This window comes from Arthrobacter sp. StoSoilB20, from assembly GCF_019977295.1.
Classification (GTDB): Bacteria; Actinomycetota; Actinomycetes; order Actinomycetales; family Micrococcaceae; genus Arthrobacter; species Arthrobacter nicotinovorans_A.
Window position 1 is genome coordinate 3,257,978 of sequence record NZ_AP024651.1, and the last position, 16,060, is coordinate 3,274,037.

At 58.6% G+C, this 16,060-nt stretch carries 23 protein-coding genes; 5 read left to right on the forward strand and 18 right to left on the reverse strand.

Features of this window, described 5'->3' with window-relative positions:
• Positions 1-227: 227 nt before the first annotated feature.
• Both LDN85_RS14725 and LDN85_RS21935 read right to left on the reverse strand, forming a co-directional pair.
• On the reverse strand, positions 228-926 hold the full coding sequence (locus tag LDN85_RS14725) for a hypothetical protein (protein WP_223943399.1): 699 nt from the start codon (positions 924-926) through the stop codon (positions 228-230).
• Between the two features lie 842 nt (positions 927-1,768).
• Positions 1,769-1,903 (reverse strand): hypothetical protein, encoded by a 135-nt coding sequence (locus LDN85_RS21935; RefSeq protein WP_263422064.1) that lies wholly within the window; start codon positions 1,901-1,903, stop codon positions 1,769-1,771.
• Positions 1,904-1,967: 64 nt separating this feature from the next.
• Here LDN85_RS21935 and LDN85_RS14735 point away from each other — a divergent pair, with 64 nt between their 5' ends.
• The gene (locus LDN85_RS14735; RefSeq protein ID WP_223943401.1) at positions 1,968-2,543 is read left to right on the forward strand and encodes a hypothetical protein; all 576 of its coding nucleotides are present in this window, start codon (positions 1,968-1,970) and stop codon (positions 2,541-2,543) included.
• 56 nt (positions 2,544-2,599) lie between these two features.
• Here LDN85_RS14735 and LDN85_RS14740 read toward each other — a convergent pair whose 3' ends face one another.
• Positions 2,600-2,764: a hypothetical protein gene (locus LDN85_RS14740; protein WP_223943402.1), complete on the reverse strand. Its 165-nt coding sequence runs from the start codon at positions 2,762-2,764 to the stop codon at positions 2,600-2,602.
• Positions 2,765-2,884: 120 nt separating this feature from the next.
• Positions 2,885-3,151, reverse strand: a complete 267-nt coding sequence (locus tag LDN85_RS14745) for a hypothetical protein (protein ID WP_223943403.1) — start codon at positions 3,149-3,151, stop codon at positions 2,885-2,887.
• Positions 3,152-3,206: 55 nt separating this feature from the next.
• Here LDN85_RS14745 and LDN85_RS14750 point away from each other — a divergent pair, with 55 nt between their 5' ends.
• A complete protein-coding gene (locus LDN85_RS14750) occupies positions 3,207-3,662 on the forward strand; it encodes a hypothetical protein (protein WP_223943404.1) in 456 nt (151 codons plus the stop codon).
• Here the strand turns inward: LDN85_RS14750 and LDN85_RS14755 are convergent.
• The 11 genes from LDN85_RS14755 to LDN85_RS14805 all read right to left on the reverse strand — a co-directional run bounded on the left by LDN85_RS14755 (position 3,659) and on the right by LDN85_RS14805 (position 9,673).
• On the reverse strand, positions 3,659-4,435 hold the full coding sequence (locus LDN85_RS14755) for a hypothetical protein (RefSeq protein ID WP_223943405.1): 777 nt from the start codon (positions 4,433-4,435) through the stop codon (positions 3,659-3,661). The genes LDN85_RS14750 and LDN85_RS14755 overlap by 4 nt on opposite strands.
• A gap of 219 nt (positions 4,436-4,654) precedes the next feature.
• Positions 4,655-5,413: a hypothetical protein gene (locus LDN85_RS14760; protein ID WP_223943406.1), complete on the reverse strand. Its 759-nt coding sequence runs from the start codon at positions 5,411-5,413 to the stop codon at positions 4,655-4,657.
• A gap of 9 nt (positions 5,414-5,422) precedes the next feature.
• A complete protein-coding gene (locus LDN85_RS14765; protein ID WP_223943407.1) occupies positions 5,423-5,629 on the reverse strand; it encodes a hypothetical protein in 207 nt (68 codons plus the stop codon).
• A complete protein-coding gene (locus LDN85_RS14770; protein ID WP_223943408.1) occupies positions 5,629-6,051 on the reverse strand; it encodes a hypothetical protein in 423 nt (140 codons plus the stop codon). Before LDN85_RS14770 ends, LDN85_RS14765 begins: the two co-directional genes overlap by 1 nt.
• Positions 6,048-6,989, reverse strand: coding sequence for a hypothetical protein (locus tag LDN85_RS14775; RefSeq protein ID WP_223943409.1), 942 nt, complete (start codon positions 6,987-6,989; stop codon positions 6,048-6,050). The genes LDN85_RS14770 and LDN85_RS14775 overlap by 4 nt, the downstream gene beginning before the upstream one ends.
• Positions 6,986-7,159 (reverse strand): hypothetical protein, encoded by a 174-nt coding sequence (locus LDN85_RS14780; protein WP_223943410.1) that lies wholly within the window; start codon positions 7,157-7,159, stop codon positions 6,986-6,988. The genes LDN85_RS14775 and LDN85_RS14780 overlap by 4 nt, the downstream gene beginning before the upstream one ends.
• Positions 7,160-7,161: 2 nt before the next feature.
• The gene (locus LDN85_RS14785; RefSeq protein ID WP_223943411.1) at positions 7,162-7,353 is read right to left on the reverse strand and encodes a hypothetical protein; all 192 of its coding nucleotides are present in this window, start codon (positions 7,351-7,353) and stop codon (positions 7,162-7,164) included.
• Positions 7,350-8,492: an AAA family ATPase gene (locus LDN85_RS14790; protein ID WP_223943412.1), complete on the reverse strand. Its 1,143-nt coding sequence runs from the start codon at positions 8,490-8,492 to the stop codon at positions 7,350-7,352. Before LDN85_RS14790 ends, LDN85_RS14785 begins: the two co-directional genes overlap by 4 nt.
• A gap of 85 nt (positions 8,493-8,577) precedes the next feature.
• Positions 8,578-8,925 carry a hypothetical protein gene (locus tag LDN85_RS14795; RefSeq protein ID WP_223943413.1) on the reverse strand — a complete coding sequence of 116 codons (348 nt, stop codon included), beginning with the start codon at positions 8,923-8,925 and terminating at the stop codon, positions 8,578-8,580.
• Positions 8,926-8,927: 2 nt separating this feature from the next.
• Positions 8,928-9,200 (reverse strand): hypothetical protein, encoded by a 273-nt coding sequence (locus tag LDN85_RS14800; RefSeq protein WP_223943414.1) that lies wholly within the window; start codon positions 9,198-9,200, stop codon positions 8,928-8,930.
• A 251-nt stretch (positions 9,201-9,451) separates the two neighbouring features.
• Positions 9,452-9,673 (reverse strand): helix-turn-helix domain-containing protein, encoded by a 222-nt coding sequence (locus LDN85_RS14805; RefSeq protein ID WP_223943415.1) that lies wholly within the window; start codon positions 9,671-9,673, stop codon positions 9,452-9,454.
• 63 nt (positions 9,674-9,736) lie between these two features.
• On the opposite strand from LDN85_RS14805, the gene LDN85_RS14810 reads away from it, so the two are divergent.
• A complete protein-coding gene (locus LDN85_RS14810) occupies positions 9,737-10,357 on the forward strand; it encodes a helix-turn-helix transcriptional regulator (protein WP_223943416.1) in 621 nt (206 codons plus the stop codon).
• On the forward strand, positions 10,335-11,441 hold the full coding sequence (locus LDN85_RS14815) for a site-specific integrase (RefSeq protein WP_223943417.1): 1,107 nt from the start codon (positions 10,335-10,337) through the stop codon (positions 11,439-11,441). Before LDN85_RS14810 ends, LDN85_RS14815 begins: the two co-directional genes overlap by 23 nt.
• Before the next feature lie 31 nt (positions 11,442-11,472).
• On the opposite strand, the gene ychF is transcribed toward LDN85_RS14815, so the two are convergent.
• Positions 11,473-12,558: a redox-regulated ATPase YchF gene (ychF, locus tag LDN85_RS14820; RefSeq protein ID WP_026546223.1), complete on the reverse strand. Its 1,086-nt coding sequence runs from the start codon at positions 12,556-12,558 to the stop codon at positions 11,473-11,475.
• A 125-nt stretch (positions 12,559-12,683) separates the two neighbouring features.
• Between ychF and LDN85_RS14825 the strand changes: the two genes are divergently transcribed.
• On the forward strand, positions 12,684-13,964 hold the full coding sequence (locus LDN85_RS14825; RefSeq protein ID WP_223943418.1) for a DNA recombination protein RmuC: 1,281 nt from the start codon (positions 12,684-12,686) through the stop codon (positions 13,962-13,964).
• 73 nt (positions 13,965-14,037) lie between these two features.
• Here LDN85_RS14825 and LDN85_RS14830 read toward each other — a convergent pair whose 3' ends face one another.
• Complete coding sequence (locus tag LDN85_RS14830; RefSeq protein WP_223943419.1) at positions 14,038-15,123, reverse strand: 4-hydroxy-3-methylbut-2-enyl diphosphate reductase; 1,086 nt, start codon at positions 15,121-15,123, stop codon at positions 14,038-14,040.
• Between the two features lie 24 nt (positions 15,124-15,147).
• A complete protein-coding gene (locus LDN85_RS14835) occupies positions 15,148-16,011 on the reverse strand; it encodes a hypothetical protein (protein WP_223943420.1) in 864 nt (287 codons plus the stop codon).
• Between the last annotated feature and the right edge of the window lie 49 nt (positions 16,012-16,060).

Sequence of the window (16,060 nt, forward strand, 5' to 3'; positions counted from 1 at the left end):
ATATTGGGACTTGCTGGCCAAACTGTAACCGTTCCGCAACCTACACATGCCTAAATTGCCGCGGATTTCAAGTCAAACGTTACCCGGTGGTAGCATTCGCTGTCTGACAGCAGGACAGGACGCTTTAATCGCGAAAAAGGACCCTGGTTCTGTCGAACCAAGGTCCTTTGAGATACCGCGTGGCTTATGTTGCGAATGCCTTGTCAGTTGTGCTGTGCCGGCTCAGGTCAGATGAGCCGGTACCCCCGAACCGACTGAACCCCATTCCTGAAGAACGTGCGGCTATACCAGCCGATATCGAAACCATAGGTCGCGCCAATAGTGAAACTCGACGCCACCTCGTCCCGGTTCTCGAAAGTAACGCCGTGCGATACTCCAAGCGTCCCGCAGTTGGACGTCTTTACCAGGACGGAGGCAGTCGAGGCTCCCCCTCTGGTCCCGCCCGAACTCGTTGCCGGCTCTGCGGCCACAACCTCGCACTCCAATGTCTGGACATCCTTCGAGTCCAACCAAGGACCAAGAAGAATGAAGATCAGGAGTGCTGGCATGAGAATGGCGAGCCCAAGCCCAACCCGACCCATCAATGACGGCTTCCTGCGCGGCCGAGGCGTCATTGGACGCGGAGCCTGTGCAGGGGCCAGCCCGGGTCCGCGGAGACGGGAATTCAGCCTAAGAGCGGCCGCCTCCTGCTTTTGAAGCAAGTACGCGGACCGGCACTCGGTGGTGGTCCAACCCGCTCGCCGGTAAGCAGCCCACTGCCGACGGGCGGGCCTCCCCACGAAAAACGCAATCAAGGCAACCACGAAGGCAATGATCTGGCTAAGGCTTCCGAACATGAGGCCGAACATGCCAATGTTGGCCACCATCTCCGCATCCGTGTGTAGTTTGTAGCCGGTGCTGTCCAGGTACCCGAAGAACATTCCCATGGCACTGCCTGGGATGCATATGCGCAGGGAATACCGCCACAAATATGACCAGAACCACCAATGCGCTGGAGGCAATGTAGTCACCGCTGGCAGGGCCGTGCCTATCGCGGAGCTCCCACGGAAGGCCCAGCCAGCTACTTCATCTGTGCCCGAAGAGTGCTGGCGGCGGCCAGCCGTGGATCGGGGATTCCTGTCGCGGCTCATGACCTTAGACGTTGAAGCGGAACGTACCTTATATATTGGTCCGCCGTTGAGGGGAGTTGGGAACCGCGGATTCTAGGGCTTCGTGTAGTTGGCTCCGACTGCACGGAATCGTCCTTTTGCGGACCTCTTGCGGACTTTCTGCGGACTGCCGCAACCATCAAAGCAAGAATTCGGGCACCTCCCCCTGAGTGCACTCACCTTTGCACACACAACCCTTGTGAATAGGCCCCACGTTTACTTTGGATTCACGGTGAAGCTTCGGGGGCGGCCCGCTCTGTAATTCCGTCCGGTCGATCAGCCTTATGTCTAACCCCAACGCCAGGGCGAGTAGTTCGGCCCGCTCGTACGGTACGCGGCGAGTGCCCCCCTCGTACTGCGTCAGCGTCGAGTGATCAACACCAATCATTGCCCCCAATTCATTGAGGCTCAGTTTCAAGTACTTGCGTTGGCGTCTGATGATATACCCGATACGGGCGTCTAGGAGAGTCACGGGAACTAGTATGCCCGGATACGCCGAAGGGTCCGCGCCTACCACGGCAACGGACCCTTCAAAGCGTTTTCATCAAACCACCACGTCTGATCTGCAATAACATTAACACATCTGCACACTCGCGCAAGTCGATCTGCAAAAATGTGCATCATTCCCTGCGCGGTAGGTACTCCGGATCCGGCTCCATGTCCTCAAACGGGCTGCGCACAACCACGGCTCCGCGGTCCTCCGCGTTGAGTTCATCCATCATTTTCTGGAAACTATCCCGATCAAACTTCGCCATGGCTGGGACGATACATGTGGGGTACGACAGCCACCTTTCCCCTGGTCCGTTAAAGTGATGCCTTATGTGGACAGACGTTATACAAGTCGAGCTTGTAGGAAAACCTTGGTGGGACGATCCGCTGCCCATCGCAGCCATAGTCATCTCAGTAGCGACGTTTGCTTATACGTGGTGGTCACGGCGCAGAGATAGGGCGAACTTGAAAGTGAAGGCCACGTCATTCGTAACAACAAGTGGCCGTCAACAGTGGAACATTGGCATCCGTGCCACAAACAGGGGCCTCACCGGTTCCGCAGTCGTTGATGGAGTCCATTTCAGGATCGCTCGAAAGGTGTTCGTCCATACGGAAGAGAGCTTCAAACCCACTGTCACGCTTCCGGCGACGATGGCCCCTGACGCCAGTATCACCTACGTCGTCAGCTCTCAAGGTCTAGCGGAGAAGTTGATTGAGCATGGCCGCAAACCCAAGCATGCCGTTCCTGTGGTAACCACGGGCCGGAAGAACTACCGCGGCAAATGGGACAAGGCCGGCATGCAAGTACTCAACGGGGACTACGACGCGCTCAAGGCCGAACACGACAAAAGGAACCCAAAGCCAGCGAGCCTGCGGGCGCGTATCCGGAATCGGTTGCCCTTTTAAGAGCAAGAAGCCCCCGCCTTGTAGCTGTAGGCGGGGGCTTCTTGCTGTCTGGACGACTAGGACTGTGCTCGTTCCACTGTGGCTACGCGCTCGGTCCTGATGGAGAAAACGCGCTTCCTTTCTTCATCAGCGAAGTGAAAGTACCCATCCTGGATACCGTAGGTCTCTGCTTCTACGGTTTGCTCTTCGTCGAAGCCTTTGTTGATCGTGAATTTCTGCATGGACGGGTCCTTTCCCCAAGATTTACAGATGCCATTGCACTCTAGCTGATCCGCCTTGGCCCGTAGCAGCCTTAACTCAGCTACGGACCAAGAGGGCTTTCCCCCAGCGGTCAGGGAGGATTAGCCCTCGGAGTCTGCTACAAATTCAGCGAGGCTGTCATCTGAGAGATTAGGTTCATGACCGTCTAAGGGGTCACCGACGATTCCGATGGGGATACCGGGACCAACCATGAGACGGACCCGCTTTGGCTCGGTCCCTGCAAGGTTGAGAGTCAGCCAGGAGTAGGCGACGCTGTTCTGCATCGCCTTGAGTCCGTCAGCTAGCTCGTCTATCTTCACGTTGTCCGGAATCGCGATGTTCTGGCCCTGGTAAATGATGTACGCCATGTCTTTTTGATCCTTCTGGTTTTAATTGGTGGCTGTTCCGGTTAATATTCGGAACATGAGGAAAACTTGGGGGCTCATCCTGCTCGTGTCGCTTGCCCTGACAGGATGTTCAACTGCCGGAAATGAAGCAGCACCCGCCGTCTCTACGCCGGCAATGCCCGAACCTGCACCGACAGTCAGCCCAACACCAACTGCCACTGCGGCGCCCTTCCTTGCCGCGCCAGTGCCGACTACGGCGCTCCCGCCCGCCTTTACGGACGAGAGCACCAAAGCCAAATACCTCAACGGCGTGAAAAACTCACTCAATGCTTGGCGCGACGGTGTACGCCCCTCAGACGAAACACTGCTTGTAGGTGCAGCTCAGGCGTGCAGCCTGTTCGCGCAAGGAATGACCTACACCGAGATAGGCGCGCTGGCCGGTGAAAACGACATTCAGCGAACTAACGGTGTCGCCGTAGCCGTATATGCCAGCCGGAACTTCTGCACCGAATACAACACCGACAACCTTTAGTTGATCTTGCGCAGGTTTCCCGCGCTGTCCATGTAGACATTCGGGGTGACGCCCGTGACCGTGCCGGGACTCGTGACCTTCAATGCGCCTTGAACCTCCACGGCCCCTATGAGGTCGATGGCTGCGGCTTGCAGTCCAGCTTTGCCACTCCTGGTGAAGACGAACGAGTTACCCGCGGGACCAGTGAGCTGTGGTCCTGATGCTGTACCTGACAGGTAACCGCCTTCACTGAATTGCACACTGCCACCGAACAATCCGGGATCGATTGTCATTCCCCCTGCATTTACCTTGCCGGTTGTCACGTTCAGATCGTTCTTGAGCGTGGTCACACCCTCCACAGACAGCGTGCTGGTCGTCTTCATCGGCCCATTTACGCTGAAGTCACCCGCCACGGTTGTGTCACCCGCAACCGTCGTTATGCCGTTGAGGTCCGTCGGGCCGTTCTGAGTAAACGTGCCTGTCGAAGTCATGTTGCCGGCAACAGTCGTCGGCCCGTTGATGTCAGTAGGGCCATTCAGATTCACCTCGCCCGTGGCCGTGAACGTGCCCGACATGTCAATAACGCCGTCCGCATTCAGCGTCCCAGAGATAGTAGCCGAGCCAGTAACACTTAGCCCACCATTCTCAATCGTGATCGAACCACCGTCATATATTGACAGGCCTTTACCCCGGCCAATAGCCATGTTGTTCTGAGGGGTCGCATACTGCAACGCGCGAATCGCGCGCCAAATGTCGCCAAGGTTGCCCTGGCTGAGGTCGTTGATCTGACCCATTTAAGATGTCTCCAATTCTGATTTTGGGTGTTAAAAAGCCCGCCACGTGCGGGCTCCGTTGGGTGATGCTTGTTCAGATATGCAGAACCGGCCTCAAACCAGACAGCCAAGAGGCCGGTTCATTTGGGAAAAAAACCCCGGAGAGAGACCGTGCCTACACCCAGAGGGGCAGAAGAGACGGGCTTGGGGGGTCCCCGGGGTGGGGTTCAATTGGTCAGGCTAGGGTTTGAATGTTCCGTAACCTTCTGCCGGCAGCAGGCTGGTGTGTTTGCTTTCCCAGAGTGCTTCGAGTGCTGCCTGTTCGTTGTTGATCATGGCTTGGAAGCGTTCGCTGACATGTGCGGGGCTGTCTGCAAGGGTGAGGGCTATGCCGCTGCGGACTGCTTCCCAGATGGTGGGTTTGCGTCGCAGGTCTTCCCACTGTTGCGCGTTGGGGTTCATGAATGTGAAGGGCTTGCCTCGTTCAACTCCGTAGGAGTTCTCGCCTAGCGCGGTCCACAGGTCACCCCATGCCTTGATGATGTTCTCAAGGGCCATGAGTTCTTGGATGACGTTGGTTGCTGCCATTGCGGTGCCGCGGTCGGCGGTGCGCACGTCGATGATTGCGGGGTGTTCTGCGCCCTTGATGTGTTCGGCGTGCTTGGTGAGGCTCTTTGCCGTCTTGTTGAACGCTTCCTGTAGCTGCCGCAGCAAGGTGTCTGTGTGGGCTTCGAGGTCGGAGGCTTGGCGTTGCCGTTCTCGCTGGTAGTGCCCTTGGTCGAGGTGCCCTAGTGACTGGATGTAGAGCTGGGATGCGAGGGCGATGGCCTTTGGATCCTGGTAGGGGTCCTCGTACTCGCTGGCAAGAAGAATCTCAATGAGGTCTTCCATCGTTGCCTGGGATTTGGGGAATGGTCGGATGGGGGTCAGCTCTGGCGGTGTGATGCCGGCTGCCCGTAGGGATGCGATGACGACGTTTGTGAGGTTCGGGTTAAGCAATGTGTGTCCTTAGTTGTTTTCGAGGGTGTCTGCGATGTCGTTGGCGAGGCGAATGGCGTCTGTCGCGGTGATGCAGAACTTGAGGTGTTTGCCGTTGAAGATCGCTACGCCTGGGACTTGCTGCCCGTCTGGTGCGGTGAGCTTTGCAGGCCGCACGGCCATGCGTTTGCCGTCCTGGGTGTTGCGGTCAAAGAAATCGGGCTGGCTGGTAAACATCAGTTAGTGGCTTTCTGCTTAGTTGCGAGTATCTGCAAAATGATCCTGTTGGGGTCTGCGACAGGGATCTTCCCCTTGTCCCGACCGCTGAACTTGGCAAGAAAAGGGCCAATCAGTTCGGGAGCTAGTCCGAGAGGGTTTGCGTCGTGGTACTGATCCCAGGTTGCATAGCGTTGAAGCTTTTCGAGTTCGTTGGCGATCATGTTGACGGCGCCTGCGCAGTCGCGTTCGGCCATGTGGCATCCGTAGGTTCTGCCTTGGCGGCTGATCTCCCACCAGATGCGGGCGAATTCGTTGATGCCATCTACCTCGTAGGTGATCTGCTTGTGTTCGTTGGTGGTCCGGAATGGGCATTCGTAGCAGGGTTCGGCGGCGGGCGGCTTATCGGGGGTGCTTGGGTCAACGTGGGTTCGCCTTGTCATTTCCTTCTCCGATGGGCCGCCACGATTTCCGTGAGGGGCAGTAGCTCGGTGAGTGGGAAGTCGATTTGTGCCACGTCGCCTGACTGCTGGGAAGTGACTGTTTCTCGTTGCTTCGATGCTGCGAGGAATTGTTGGCCTGCCGTTGTGTTGATCTGGAAGCGTACATAGGCGCCGGCTGTCTCCATTGCCGTTTTGTAGTGCACCTGGAATTCCTGTGGGTCGGGTTCCAGGAGGAACGGCAGCCGCTCGGGGAATCTCGCGTCTATGACTTCACGGAAGTTCTGGCATGAACTGATTGTCTGAATACCGGCGTTACTCATCGCTGCCAGGAGTGGACGTATCCGAGTGTCCACGGTGGTATCTGTGCCATCTGCCAGCCGTAGTGAACTAGCCCGGTGCATAGCCTCGTATGTTGGCGGTTCACCCATGACATTGAACATGCGTTCCACGCCTGCGATGCCGAACACCCAGTAGGGCGAGGTCACGTCAACGTCTGTTGCTGGGTCTCGGATGAGGTCAGCATCGAAGCTTTCGGGGGTGATGAACTCCGGCCCGGTTTCGCCCTTGATTCGGCTGCTCAGCGTTTTTAGGGCTGTCTGGGAGAGGCCGGTAGGGCGTGCCTGGATGTACTCAGCATGGCTGCTGTAGGTGGATGCTACTTCCAGCTCCCGTGCGATAGCTAGGGTCGAGCCTGCGCATTCTGGACGTGCCCCTGTTTCGATGGGTGTCACGTATCCCATGGCTTTCGTGCTTTCGTCATGGAGGTGAATGTCCGGGGCGAAGACGTGGCAGGCGAAAAATCCGCCGTTCGCGATGCCGCGCCAGTCAGCTATGAACTGGTCGTCATAGTTGCCGCTTGTGTGTTCCCTGCCGGCGTTACTCTGCCGGAATGGGCACTCCTGGCACGGGTTGCCGGCTGCGGGGGTGCATTCAGTCATGCTTGCCTCTCTCGCTGCTGGTACATGGACAGTTGGGCTTCGGCGGCTTGTGCACGGCGCATCCAGTGGGTTGCTTCCTGCTGGGCGTGCTCGAACTTAAGCCGGTAAGTGGTCGCCATCGCCGGCCAGTCGTATTGGGAAATTTGTTTGTGGCTGTAGTCGTAGGGCATGGTCAGTTCTTCCTTTTGCGTTCTTTTTCGACTGCATTGACGGCGGCGTTTCCCGTGGGATCGCGATGAAGCGCGGTTCTGCCGTAGTGGCGTTCCGGTGTTCGCTTGGCGGCTTGAATCTGCTGATGGTAGATGAGCGCCATTTCCCGCCAGTACCGGATTTCGGATTCGTATGAAGCTGAGGATCTAGTCACGCCGCAACCTCCCCAGATAGGGGTGTTACATGTGTTTCTTGTGTTACTTCTTCGAACAGTTCAGGCTCGGAAGTAACACTTGTAACAGATGTAACAGGGGTATAGAGGCCTCTTGATGGGTTGCTGATCCGTCCTGCTTCGAACGCCCTTCGGAGGTATACACGCGCTGTCGAGTCTTCGAGGTGCAAGAGTGTCGCAACGTCTTTTGCCTTCATCCCCTCCGGGTATCTATTGACCAGTTGGATGACCTCGGCCATGCGGTCATTTACTCCATCGGTTGTCTTAGCGTCGGTAGCTGCTTTCGCCGCCTCAGCTCGGGATCCGCCAGCTAGCACCCACTTACCGGTGCCGGCCTGCTCCAAGATGTATTCGCCTTCCGCTGCATCGCGACTGGTTACTTGTAGCTGCGCTTGCGTTTCGTGGCGGGAGCGCTTCAACAGCAGGATTGTGTCCGCAGCCCCAGCGATGCCCTGGGTTCCACTCACTGCATCCAGGAAGTCGGCGCCGTCCATCTTGCGGGTATGGTGCACGATGATGACGCTTGAGCCGGGGTTATCATCCGCTAGACGCTTGAGGGCTCCCATAACCCGGTAGTCGCGGTCGTACTGGGTTTCTCCTGCCACAGCGGAAGGCATGGCCTTGCCTAGCGTGTCGAGGATGACCACAGGGTTCTTACCGGGGTGCAGATCCATGAATTCACGGATGGTTTCAACCATGTCCCCGCGGGGAACGTCCGTTAGGAACGTCAGGTTATTGCTGAGGCTTGTCACGCCCAATGTCCGGAGCCTCGATTGCAGCCGCCTCGGACCATCTTCCAGCGCCAGATATAGGACGGGCGCGGCTTTGGTTGCGACGCAGCCTAGAACCTTCTGTCCCGTGCTGATTGCGATGGCGATCCCAAGGACAAGCCATGACTTACCGATCTTGGGGGCAGCAACTAGGAGCGTCAGCCCTTCGGGAATGATGCCGTCCACAACATAGACAAGCAGTGGAAAGACCTGTTCCAACAGCCACGCGCCAGTAAAGGAGCTCTTGAGCTTGGATGTTGATTCGTCTTCGAATGCTTCGCGGCGGAAGTAGTCCGGCGTTTCTTGGGGTCTGGTTGGTTCGGGGAGCAGCGGGTGGTCTTTCGGGTGCATAGCAGTCCTAGTCGTGGTTGTGACCGTCTATTGGTTTGTCTTGGTGTCCGGCCCCTGCTGCTCCCAGGGGCCGGACGGTGAGTTGTTAGGCCGCTTTCACACCGGCCTGGTTGTCTAGTTGCGGACTTGCTATCTGGTCTAGGAAAAGGGATTCCCAATCGCTGGCAACTTCGTTCGAATCAGCGGTGATGATCAAATGAAGATCACCGGCCCTTCCCCACGCATGGGGGTTTGGGTACATCGCCGGCCCGTAGTCGGTGGGGTACCGGAATGGCCTGTAGCTGTGAACCAGGAGTTCCAGGACTGCCCCGCGTGGGAGCCGCGAGATGTCCCAGGCATGTTGACGGTCAAGTTCTGTGGGGTTGTAGGACACTGAACCGCGAATGCTGTTATCGAAGCGGGCTACGTCGATAACTACTTTCTTGCTGATCATCGTTAGGCCACCATCTCGCCCATGAGTCGGAGGATTCCTGTCAGTTGTTCCTTTTCCTCGTCGATGCGCAGCAGCTTTGCTTTCGCTTGTTCGAGGGTGAGGGTTTCGATGTGTTCCCCGCGTTCCGCGACCAACTGGATGGAAAACCCGGAAAAGTCCCAGGAGGCAGAGGTGCTGCCGTACTCGGGGCCGTACCAGACGGGCTCGGTGTGGTCGAAGCTGAGTTCGTATCCAGCCGGGACCGCGGTGACTTCGTGCTGCGTGGAAATATTCATTTTGATAAAAAACTCTCTTGTCGATCAGATTTTTTTGGTGGTTTGGTAAAGCATTCTGTTCCGCTCCCCGCAGGGGGCGGTCAGGTGTTTTCGCGTCAGCTTGGTGGGCTGATAGCCGCGAGTATTTCGCTGGTCCGATAGATCTGAGTGGATTGGTCTTCCAACGTGATCATCACCAGGTCTGGGCCAACGAGGTCAAAAGTGATGGGGCTTGTCCCCGTGGTGCTCCTGACCGTGGTAGCCATCGAACATCACGCGGCGCTTTGCTCGAATGCTTGGCTGATGTAATCCGCGATATCGGACTCGCGAAATAATCGGCGGTTTCCGATGAGAGCTGACTTGGGCGCCGTGCCGGCATGGATCATCCAGCGAAGTGACGCTGGTGTTTTCCTCAGTCGCTCTGCGGTCTCGGTCAGAGTCAATAGTTTTGCGACCTCCACAGTTACCCCTTCATGTTCAAAAGGAAACACCATGTTCCCCCTAACAACATGGTGACACGTGGACAATCATGCTGTCAACGCAATACGATGTTCAACATGCAACAGCCATCAGAAGCAACCACTACCGGGCCGACCGTTGAGCAAACTTTTGGCGCTGAGGTAGCCCGTTTACGTTCCCTTAATGACATGAGCCAAAGGGCTTTTGCGAAGAAGTTAACGGACAGGGGCATGGCGATTGATGCGTCGGCTGTTTCGCGGATTGAGAGCGGGTCTCGCGCCCTTCGACTCAATGAGGCGCTAATCATCTCTGATGTCCTGAATGTGGACATAGATCTACTCATTAGCGGAGCAAGGACGGAGAAGCAGGAGTTCAGGACAAGGCGGCGCTACGCGAACCTGATGATGGGACAGCTTTCAGATGCAGCCCTAGACTTCCTTGCGGCATTTGGGCACGTAAACGATTACCTTCAAGCACATCCGGAACTGCTGGTCGAGTTGGATGACGATAACCTGGGACGCCCCGCAAACGCCGATGAGTACCTTGATTGGGTCGGCAGCCGAATGGAGCAGATAAATGCACGGCCTGACACCGAAGTTGTTGTTGCTAAAAACCAAGCGGAGGCGGATGCCCTCAAGGATCTCATCCGGCGCTTTGTGACAGGGCTCGTGTCGGTAGGCGAAGACGAGGTGTCCGATGGCGAGCATCCAGAAGCGTGAAAATGGCTCCTGGCGAGCCCGTTACAGAGATGAAGCCGGCAAGGAACATGCGCGGCACTTCCCGCGGAAGATCGACGCTCAGCGCTGGTTGGACGAGGTAACCGCGTCCGTCGTCACTGGCAGCTATGTGGATCCGAAGTCGGGCCGCGTCACCCTAGCATCGTTCTTTGAAGATTGGTCCACTAGGCAGCTCTGGGCTGCTGGAACATCCAAGGCCATGAGCTTAGCTGTCCGCTCGTGCTCGTTCGCTGATGTGGAATTCCGCAACCTGAAACGCTCACACGTTGAGGCGTGGGTGAAGAAGATGAGTCAGGACGGCTTGGCGCCTGGAACGGTCAAGACACGCTTTAACAATGTCCGCTCTGTGCTGCGTGGTGCACGCAATGACAGAATGCTTGCCACGGACCCCGCTGACGGCGTCTCGCTGCCCCGTGCCCGCAAGGCCGAGCACGCAATGAGCATTCCCTCCCCCGCGGATGTCGGCGCCCTCCTAAGAGCTGCGGAGCCGTGGTTCAAGCCGTTCGTTGCAATGTGCGCTTTCGCAGGCCTGCGCTTGGGCGAGGCGGCGGCAATTCAACTCGGAGATATTGATTTCCTGCGCCGCACCCTGGCCGTTCAGAGGCAAGTCCAGCGGGCAGGCAAGGGCGAGGTGACCATCACGTTGCCGAAATACGGTTCTGAGCGCCTTGTGCACATTCCTGACGGGCTCGTGCAGATCCTCGCCGCCCACGTGCAGCACGTTGGAATCCACGGGGAACAGCAGTGGTTGTTCATTGGGGATCAGGGCCTGCCTCCGCATCAGAACACATCGGGCTATTGGTGGCGCAAAACAGTAAAGGCCGCAGGTCTTGAAGCTGTGAGACTCCATGACCTGCGGCACTTCTATGCATCAGGGTTGATTGCTGCCGGCTGCGATGTCGTAACAGTGCAGCGGGCATTGGGCCATTCCAAGGCAACCACCACGCTAAACACTTACGCGCACCTGTGGCCGACCGCCGAAGACCGCACCAGATCCGCAGCCGGCGCCATGATGGATGACGCCCTCGGCATTTCTGCGGACTCCCTGCGGACTCGACAAGCCTGACCCCAGCAAACAAGCGGGAAAACGGGCTAAATCACACGTTGAAGCGGAACTCCACCACGTCGCCGTCGGCCATCACGTACTCTTTGCCTTCGATCCGGACCTTGCCGCGGGACTTTGCCTCGGCCATGGAACCGGCGTCGATGAGGTCATCGAAGGAGACAACCTCGGCCTTGATGAAGCCACGCTGGAAATCGGAGTGGATCACGCCGGCGGCCTGGGGCGCAGTGTCACCCTGGCGAATGGTCCAGGCGCGGGTTTCCTTGGGGCCGGCCGTCAGGTAGGTCTGCAGCCCAAGGGTGTGGAAGCCAACGCGTGCCAACTGGTCCAGGCCGGATTCGCTTTGGCCGTTCATTTCCAGCATCTCGCGGGCTTCTTCCTCGTCCAGTTCAACGAGGTCGGACTCAAGCTTGGCATCAAGGAAGACAGCATCAGCCGGGGCGACCAAAGCGCGCAGTTCATCCTGCTTTTCCTGGTCACCAAGAATGCCTTCATCGGCGTTGAAGACGTAGATGAAGGGTTTGGCGGTCAGGAGGCCGAGTTCTTTGAGGTGCTCCATCTCCAGTTTGTCGCTCTTGATCGAGGAGAAGATGGTGTCTCCGCGTTCCAGAACTGCCTGGGCGGCCTTGATCGCGGCGAGCTCGGCAGCTTCGCGCTTCTTGATCTTGACTTCTTTTTCGATACGCGGGATGGCGTTTTCGATGGTCTGCAGGTCGGCCAGGATCAGCTCGGTGTTGATGGTCTCCATGTCGGAACGCGGATCCACCTTGCCATCAACGTGGATGACATCGGGGTCGTCGAATACGCGGACAACCTGGGCAATGGCCTCGGCCTCGCGGATGTTCGCCAGGAACTTGTTGCCCAGGCCTTCACCTTCCGAGGCACCCTTGACGATGCCGGCGATGTCAACGAAGGACACAGGAGCGGGCAGCAACTTCTGGGAACCGAAGATCTCAGCCAGCTTTGCCAGGCGGGGATCCGGAAGGTTCACGACGCCGACGTTGGGTTCGATCGTTGCGAACGGGTAGTTCGCTGCGAGCACCTGGTTGCGGGTCAGTGCGTTGAAAAGAGTTGATTTGCCGACGTTGGGCAGTCCGACGATGCCAATAGTAAGAGCCACGAGCATTGATTCTACCCGTTGGAACCTCATCGCCGCGTGTTGGTGGCCGCGAAGGGCGCCCACGAGGGCAGTGTCACCCATGCAGCCTCACTAAAACTGTCGTAGCCCTGTGACAGGGTTGCCTCATGGATGGATTTGGATTGGTTTTGGCCCTGCTGATGCTCTTGATCGGCGCCGCCGTAGGCCTGGCAGCGGGCTACGTTGTCTTTCGGCGCCGGGGCGCAGGCTTGGAGGAAGACTTCGATGCCGTTTCGGCGCGCCTCTCGGAGGTGACGGCGCAGCTTGCAGCAGCCGACGCCGAACGGCGGCTTTTGTTCTCACAGAACCGCGAGTTGACCGCGTCCAGGAACTCGGACGGCAGTGTTCTGCGTGCCCTCGCTCCGGTCGCTGAGAAGCTGACGGCCGTTCAGCAGCAAGTGTCGCTGTTGGAACGGGACCGGGTGGAACAATACGGCCAGCTTGCCCAGCAACTCCAGGATGCCAGGCTGTCCGACGAGCAACTCCTGCGGTCCACGCATGCCTTGGCCTCGGCCCTTCGCTCCAACAGTGCCCGCGGCCAGTGGGGCGAAGTTCAGCTCCGCAGGGTGGTGGAGGCTTCCGGAATGCTGCGACATGTGGACTTCCACGAGCAAGTCCATTCGGGCCGGACCGAGAACACGCTTCGCCCGGACTTGGTGGTCCAGCTGCCGGGGGGAAAGCAATTGGTGGTTGACGCCAAAGTCCCGCTGGCTTCCTACCTGGCCGCGCAGGAACAGATGCACGGCGACGGTTCCTTTGGGGAGTCCGTAGCGCCGGCCAATAACCATGATTCAAAGACTTTGCTGGCCAACCATGCCAAAGCCTTGAAGGCCCACATTGATGCTTTGGCGGGCAAGAAGTACTGGGACATCCCCGGGAACTCCCCTGAGCTGGTGATTTGTTTCCTCCCTGCTGAGTCCATCCTGGCCTCAGCCCTGGAGGCAGATCCGGCACTCCTGGAATATGCCCTGTCCAGGAACGTTGTGCTGGCATCGCCTGGCACCTTGCTCGCGGTCCTGAAGTCTGTAGCCTTCACTTGGCGCCAGGACGTCCTCACGGACAGCGCGCATGAACTGTTCGAGCTCGCCAAGCAACTGTACGAACGCATGGGCACCCTGGGCGAAAATGTGGGCAAGCTGGGCAGCTCCCTGAAAACGTCCGTGGACCGCTACAACGCAATGGTGGGAACGCTGGAGGCACGGGTCCTTCCGACAGCACGCAAGCTCAACACCATGGACGAAGCCGGTCTTGCCGCGCCCATGTCAGTAGAGGCAGTCCCCCGCACTCTGGCTGCACCGGAGCTTCTGGCCGTGGAACCCCACGAACAGCAGATATCGCTCGGCCATCACAGTGACATGGATGAAGAAGACCGCGAGTCTGCCGCTTAAACGAAGCAGCCCGTAGTGGTTCCCGTCCTTAGGACGGCAACCACTACGGGCTGGCCAGATTACATCTGTTGTTCTAGGTCGTGGAGCGGTTTCCGCGCCCGCCAAGCGCACGTGTAACGTCGCCGGCCTTCTTCAGGGTGGCCCGCAGCTCCTTCGGAAGCGAGAACAGCAGGTCTTCCTCAGCCGTCACCACTTCCTGGACCTCGCCGTAGCCGTAGTCAGCCAGCAGCCGCAGGACATCCTGAACCAGCACTTCCGGAACGGAGGCACCGGAGGTGACGCCAACTGTGGCGACACCCTCGAACCAGGCTTCGTCTACCTCGTTGGCGAAGTCCACGCGGTAGGAGCTCTTGGCACCGTACTCCAGGGCAACCTCAACCAGCCGCACGGAGTTGGACGAATTGGCTGAACCCACCACGATCACGAGGTCTGCCTGGGGCGCAATCTTCTTGATAGCCACTTGGCGGTTGGTGGTGGCGTAGCAAATATCGTCGCTGGGCGGATCCTGGAGGGTGGGGAACCTGTCCTTCAGGAGTCGGACCGTCTCCATGGTTTCATCCACGCTCAGGGTTGTCTGGGAAAGCCAGATCGTCTTCTCGGGGTCGCGCACGGTGACCTTATCGACCTCGTGGGGCCCGTTGATGATCTGGATGTGTTCCGGCGCTTCCCCGGCGGTTCCTTCGACTTCCTCGTGGCCTTCGTGGCCAATCAGCAGGATGTCGTAGTCGTCCTTGGCGAAGCGGACGGCTTCCTTGTGGACCTTGGTCACCAGCGGGCAGGTTGCGTCGATGGTCCGAAGGCCACGGTCTTCAGCGGACTGGACCACGGCCGGAGATACGCCGTGGGCAGAGAAAATGACCAAGGCGCCTTCCGGGACCTCGTCTGTTTCCTCAACGAAGATGGCTCCTTGTTCTTCAAGGGAGCTGACCACGTGAACGTTGTGCACGATCTGTTTGCGGACGTAGACCGGAGGACCGTAGTGCTCCAGGGCCTTCTCAACAGCAATGACTGCCCTGTCCACGCCGGCACAATACCCTCGCGGGGCCGCCAGCAGAACCTTCTTGGGACCCGTCACGGGCGCCGCTGCCTGTACCTCTTCCGGAGATCGCCGTCTGCGGGGCACCGTGGGCATAGGAATGGAAACTGCTGTGCTGGTCATGCATCCATGCTACCGGCCCAGCCTTTAGCTTCGGGCCGAACGTGACCCTCGTCGCCCTGTGAGCACTGCCGCTATGACGCCCGCCACCAGGATGGCTCCGGAGATCAGGGCCGCGACCCCCACCCACTGACCAAAGCCGTTGCGCGCGGTGGTGAGGAACTCGTTCTTGAAGAGTTCTGCAACATCGTTGGCGCTGGCAAGATTTCCGACCATGCCACCGGCCATATCTGCACCCACGGACCAAAGCGCCGCCAAAGCCAGGCCGCCAAGCCCCAGGAAAGCCAACACCAGGGAGCGTCGTCGGGCAGCAACCAAAGCCAGGAGGGCAGAAACCAGCGCCCCGGCAGCAGCCACCCACCACAACGGTGCATAGGCTGCCACACGCTCCACAAGCTGCCGATGTGAAGGTTCGCCCAGGGATTCGAGGCTCTCGGCGGGAACATCAAGACGGATGCGTGTCGCTTCGGCGAAATGGTCGCGAATCAGCCTGACAAGCGGCCCGATATCCAGGACGAGCGTCGTGGATGCAGCCGACCCGTCGCCAGGGGCCGCGGTCCCAAAGTTCAGCCTGTGGCTGCTCCGCACGGTTTCCTCCCAGGCCTGGGGATAATCGCTCCAGGACTGCATCCCCGTGGCCGCGTTCCGAAGTGCTCCGGCCGCAAGGGACTGAAGAGGTCCAGGCAGATCAACGGAAGACTCGAAGGTTCCAACCGCCGCGGCAGCCAGACGGTTCTGGAATTCGGGATCATTGCCCAGCCCGCCGGCAATCCGGACGAAACCCTCTTCTTTGACGATGTTTTGGTCCACCCAGGCCGCGGGGACAGCGACGGCTGTCAAAAGAACGGCGAGGATCACTCCCAATGCTGAAACAAATGTACGCAAGGTCATCCTCAGGGTCGTCGGCTGTGCCACCATCCTAGGTCTGTCCACATGATAG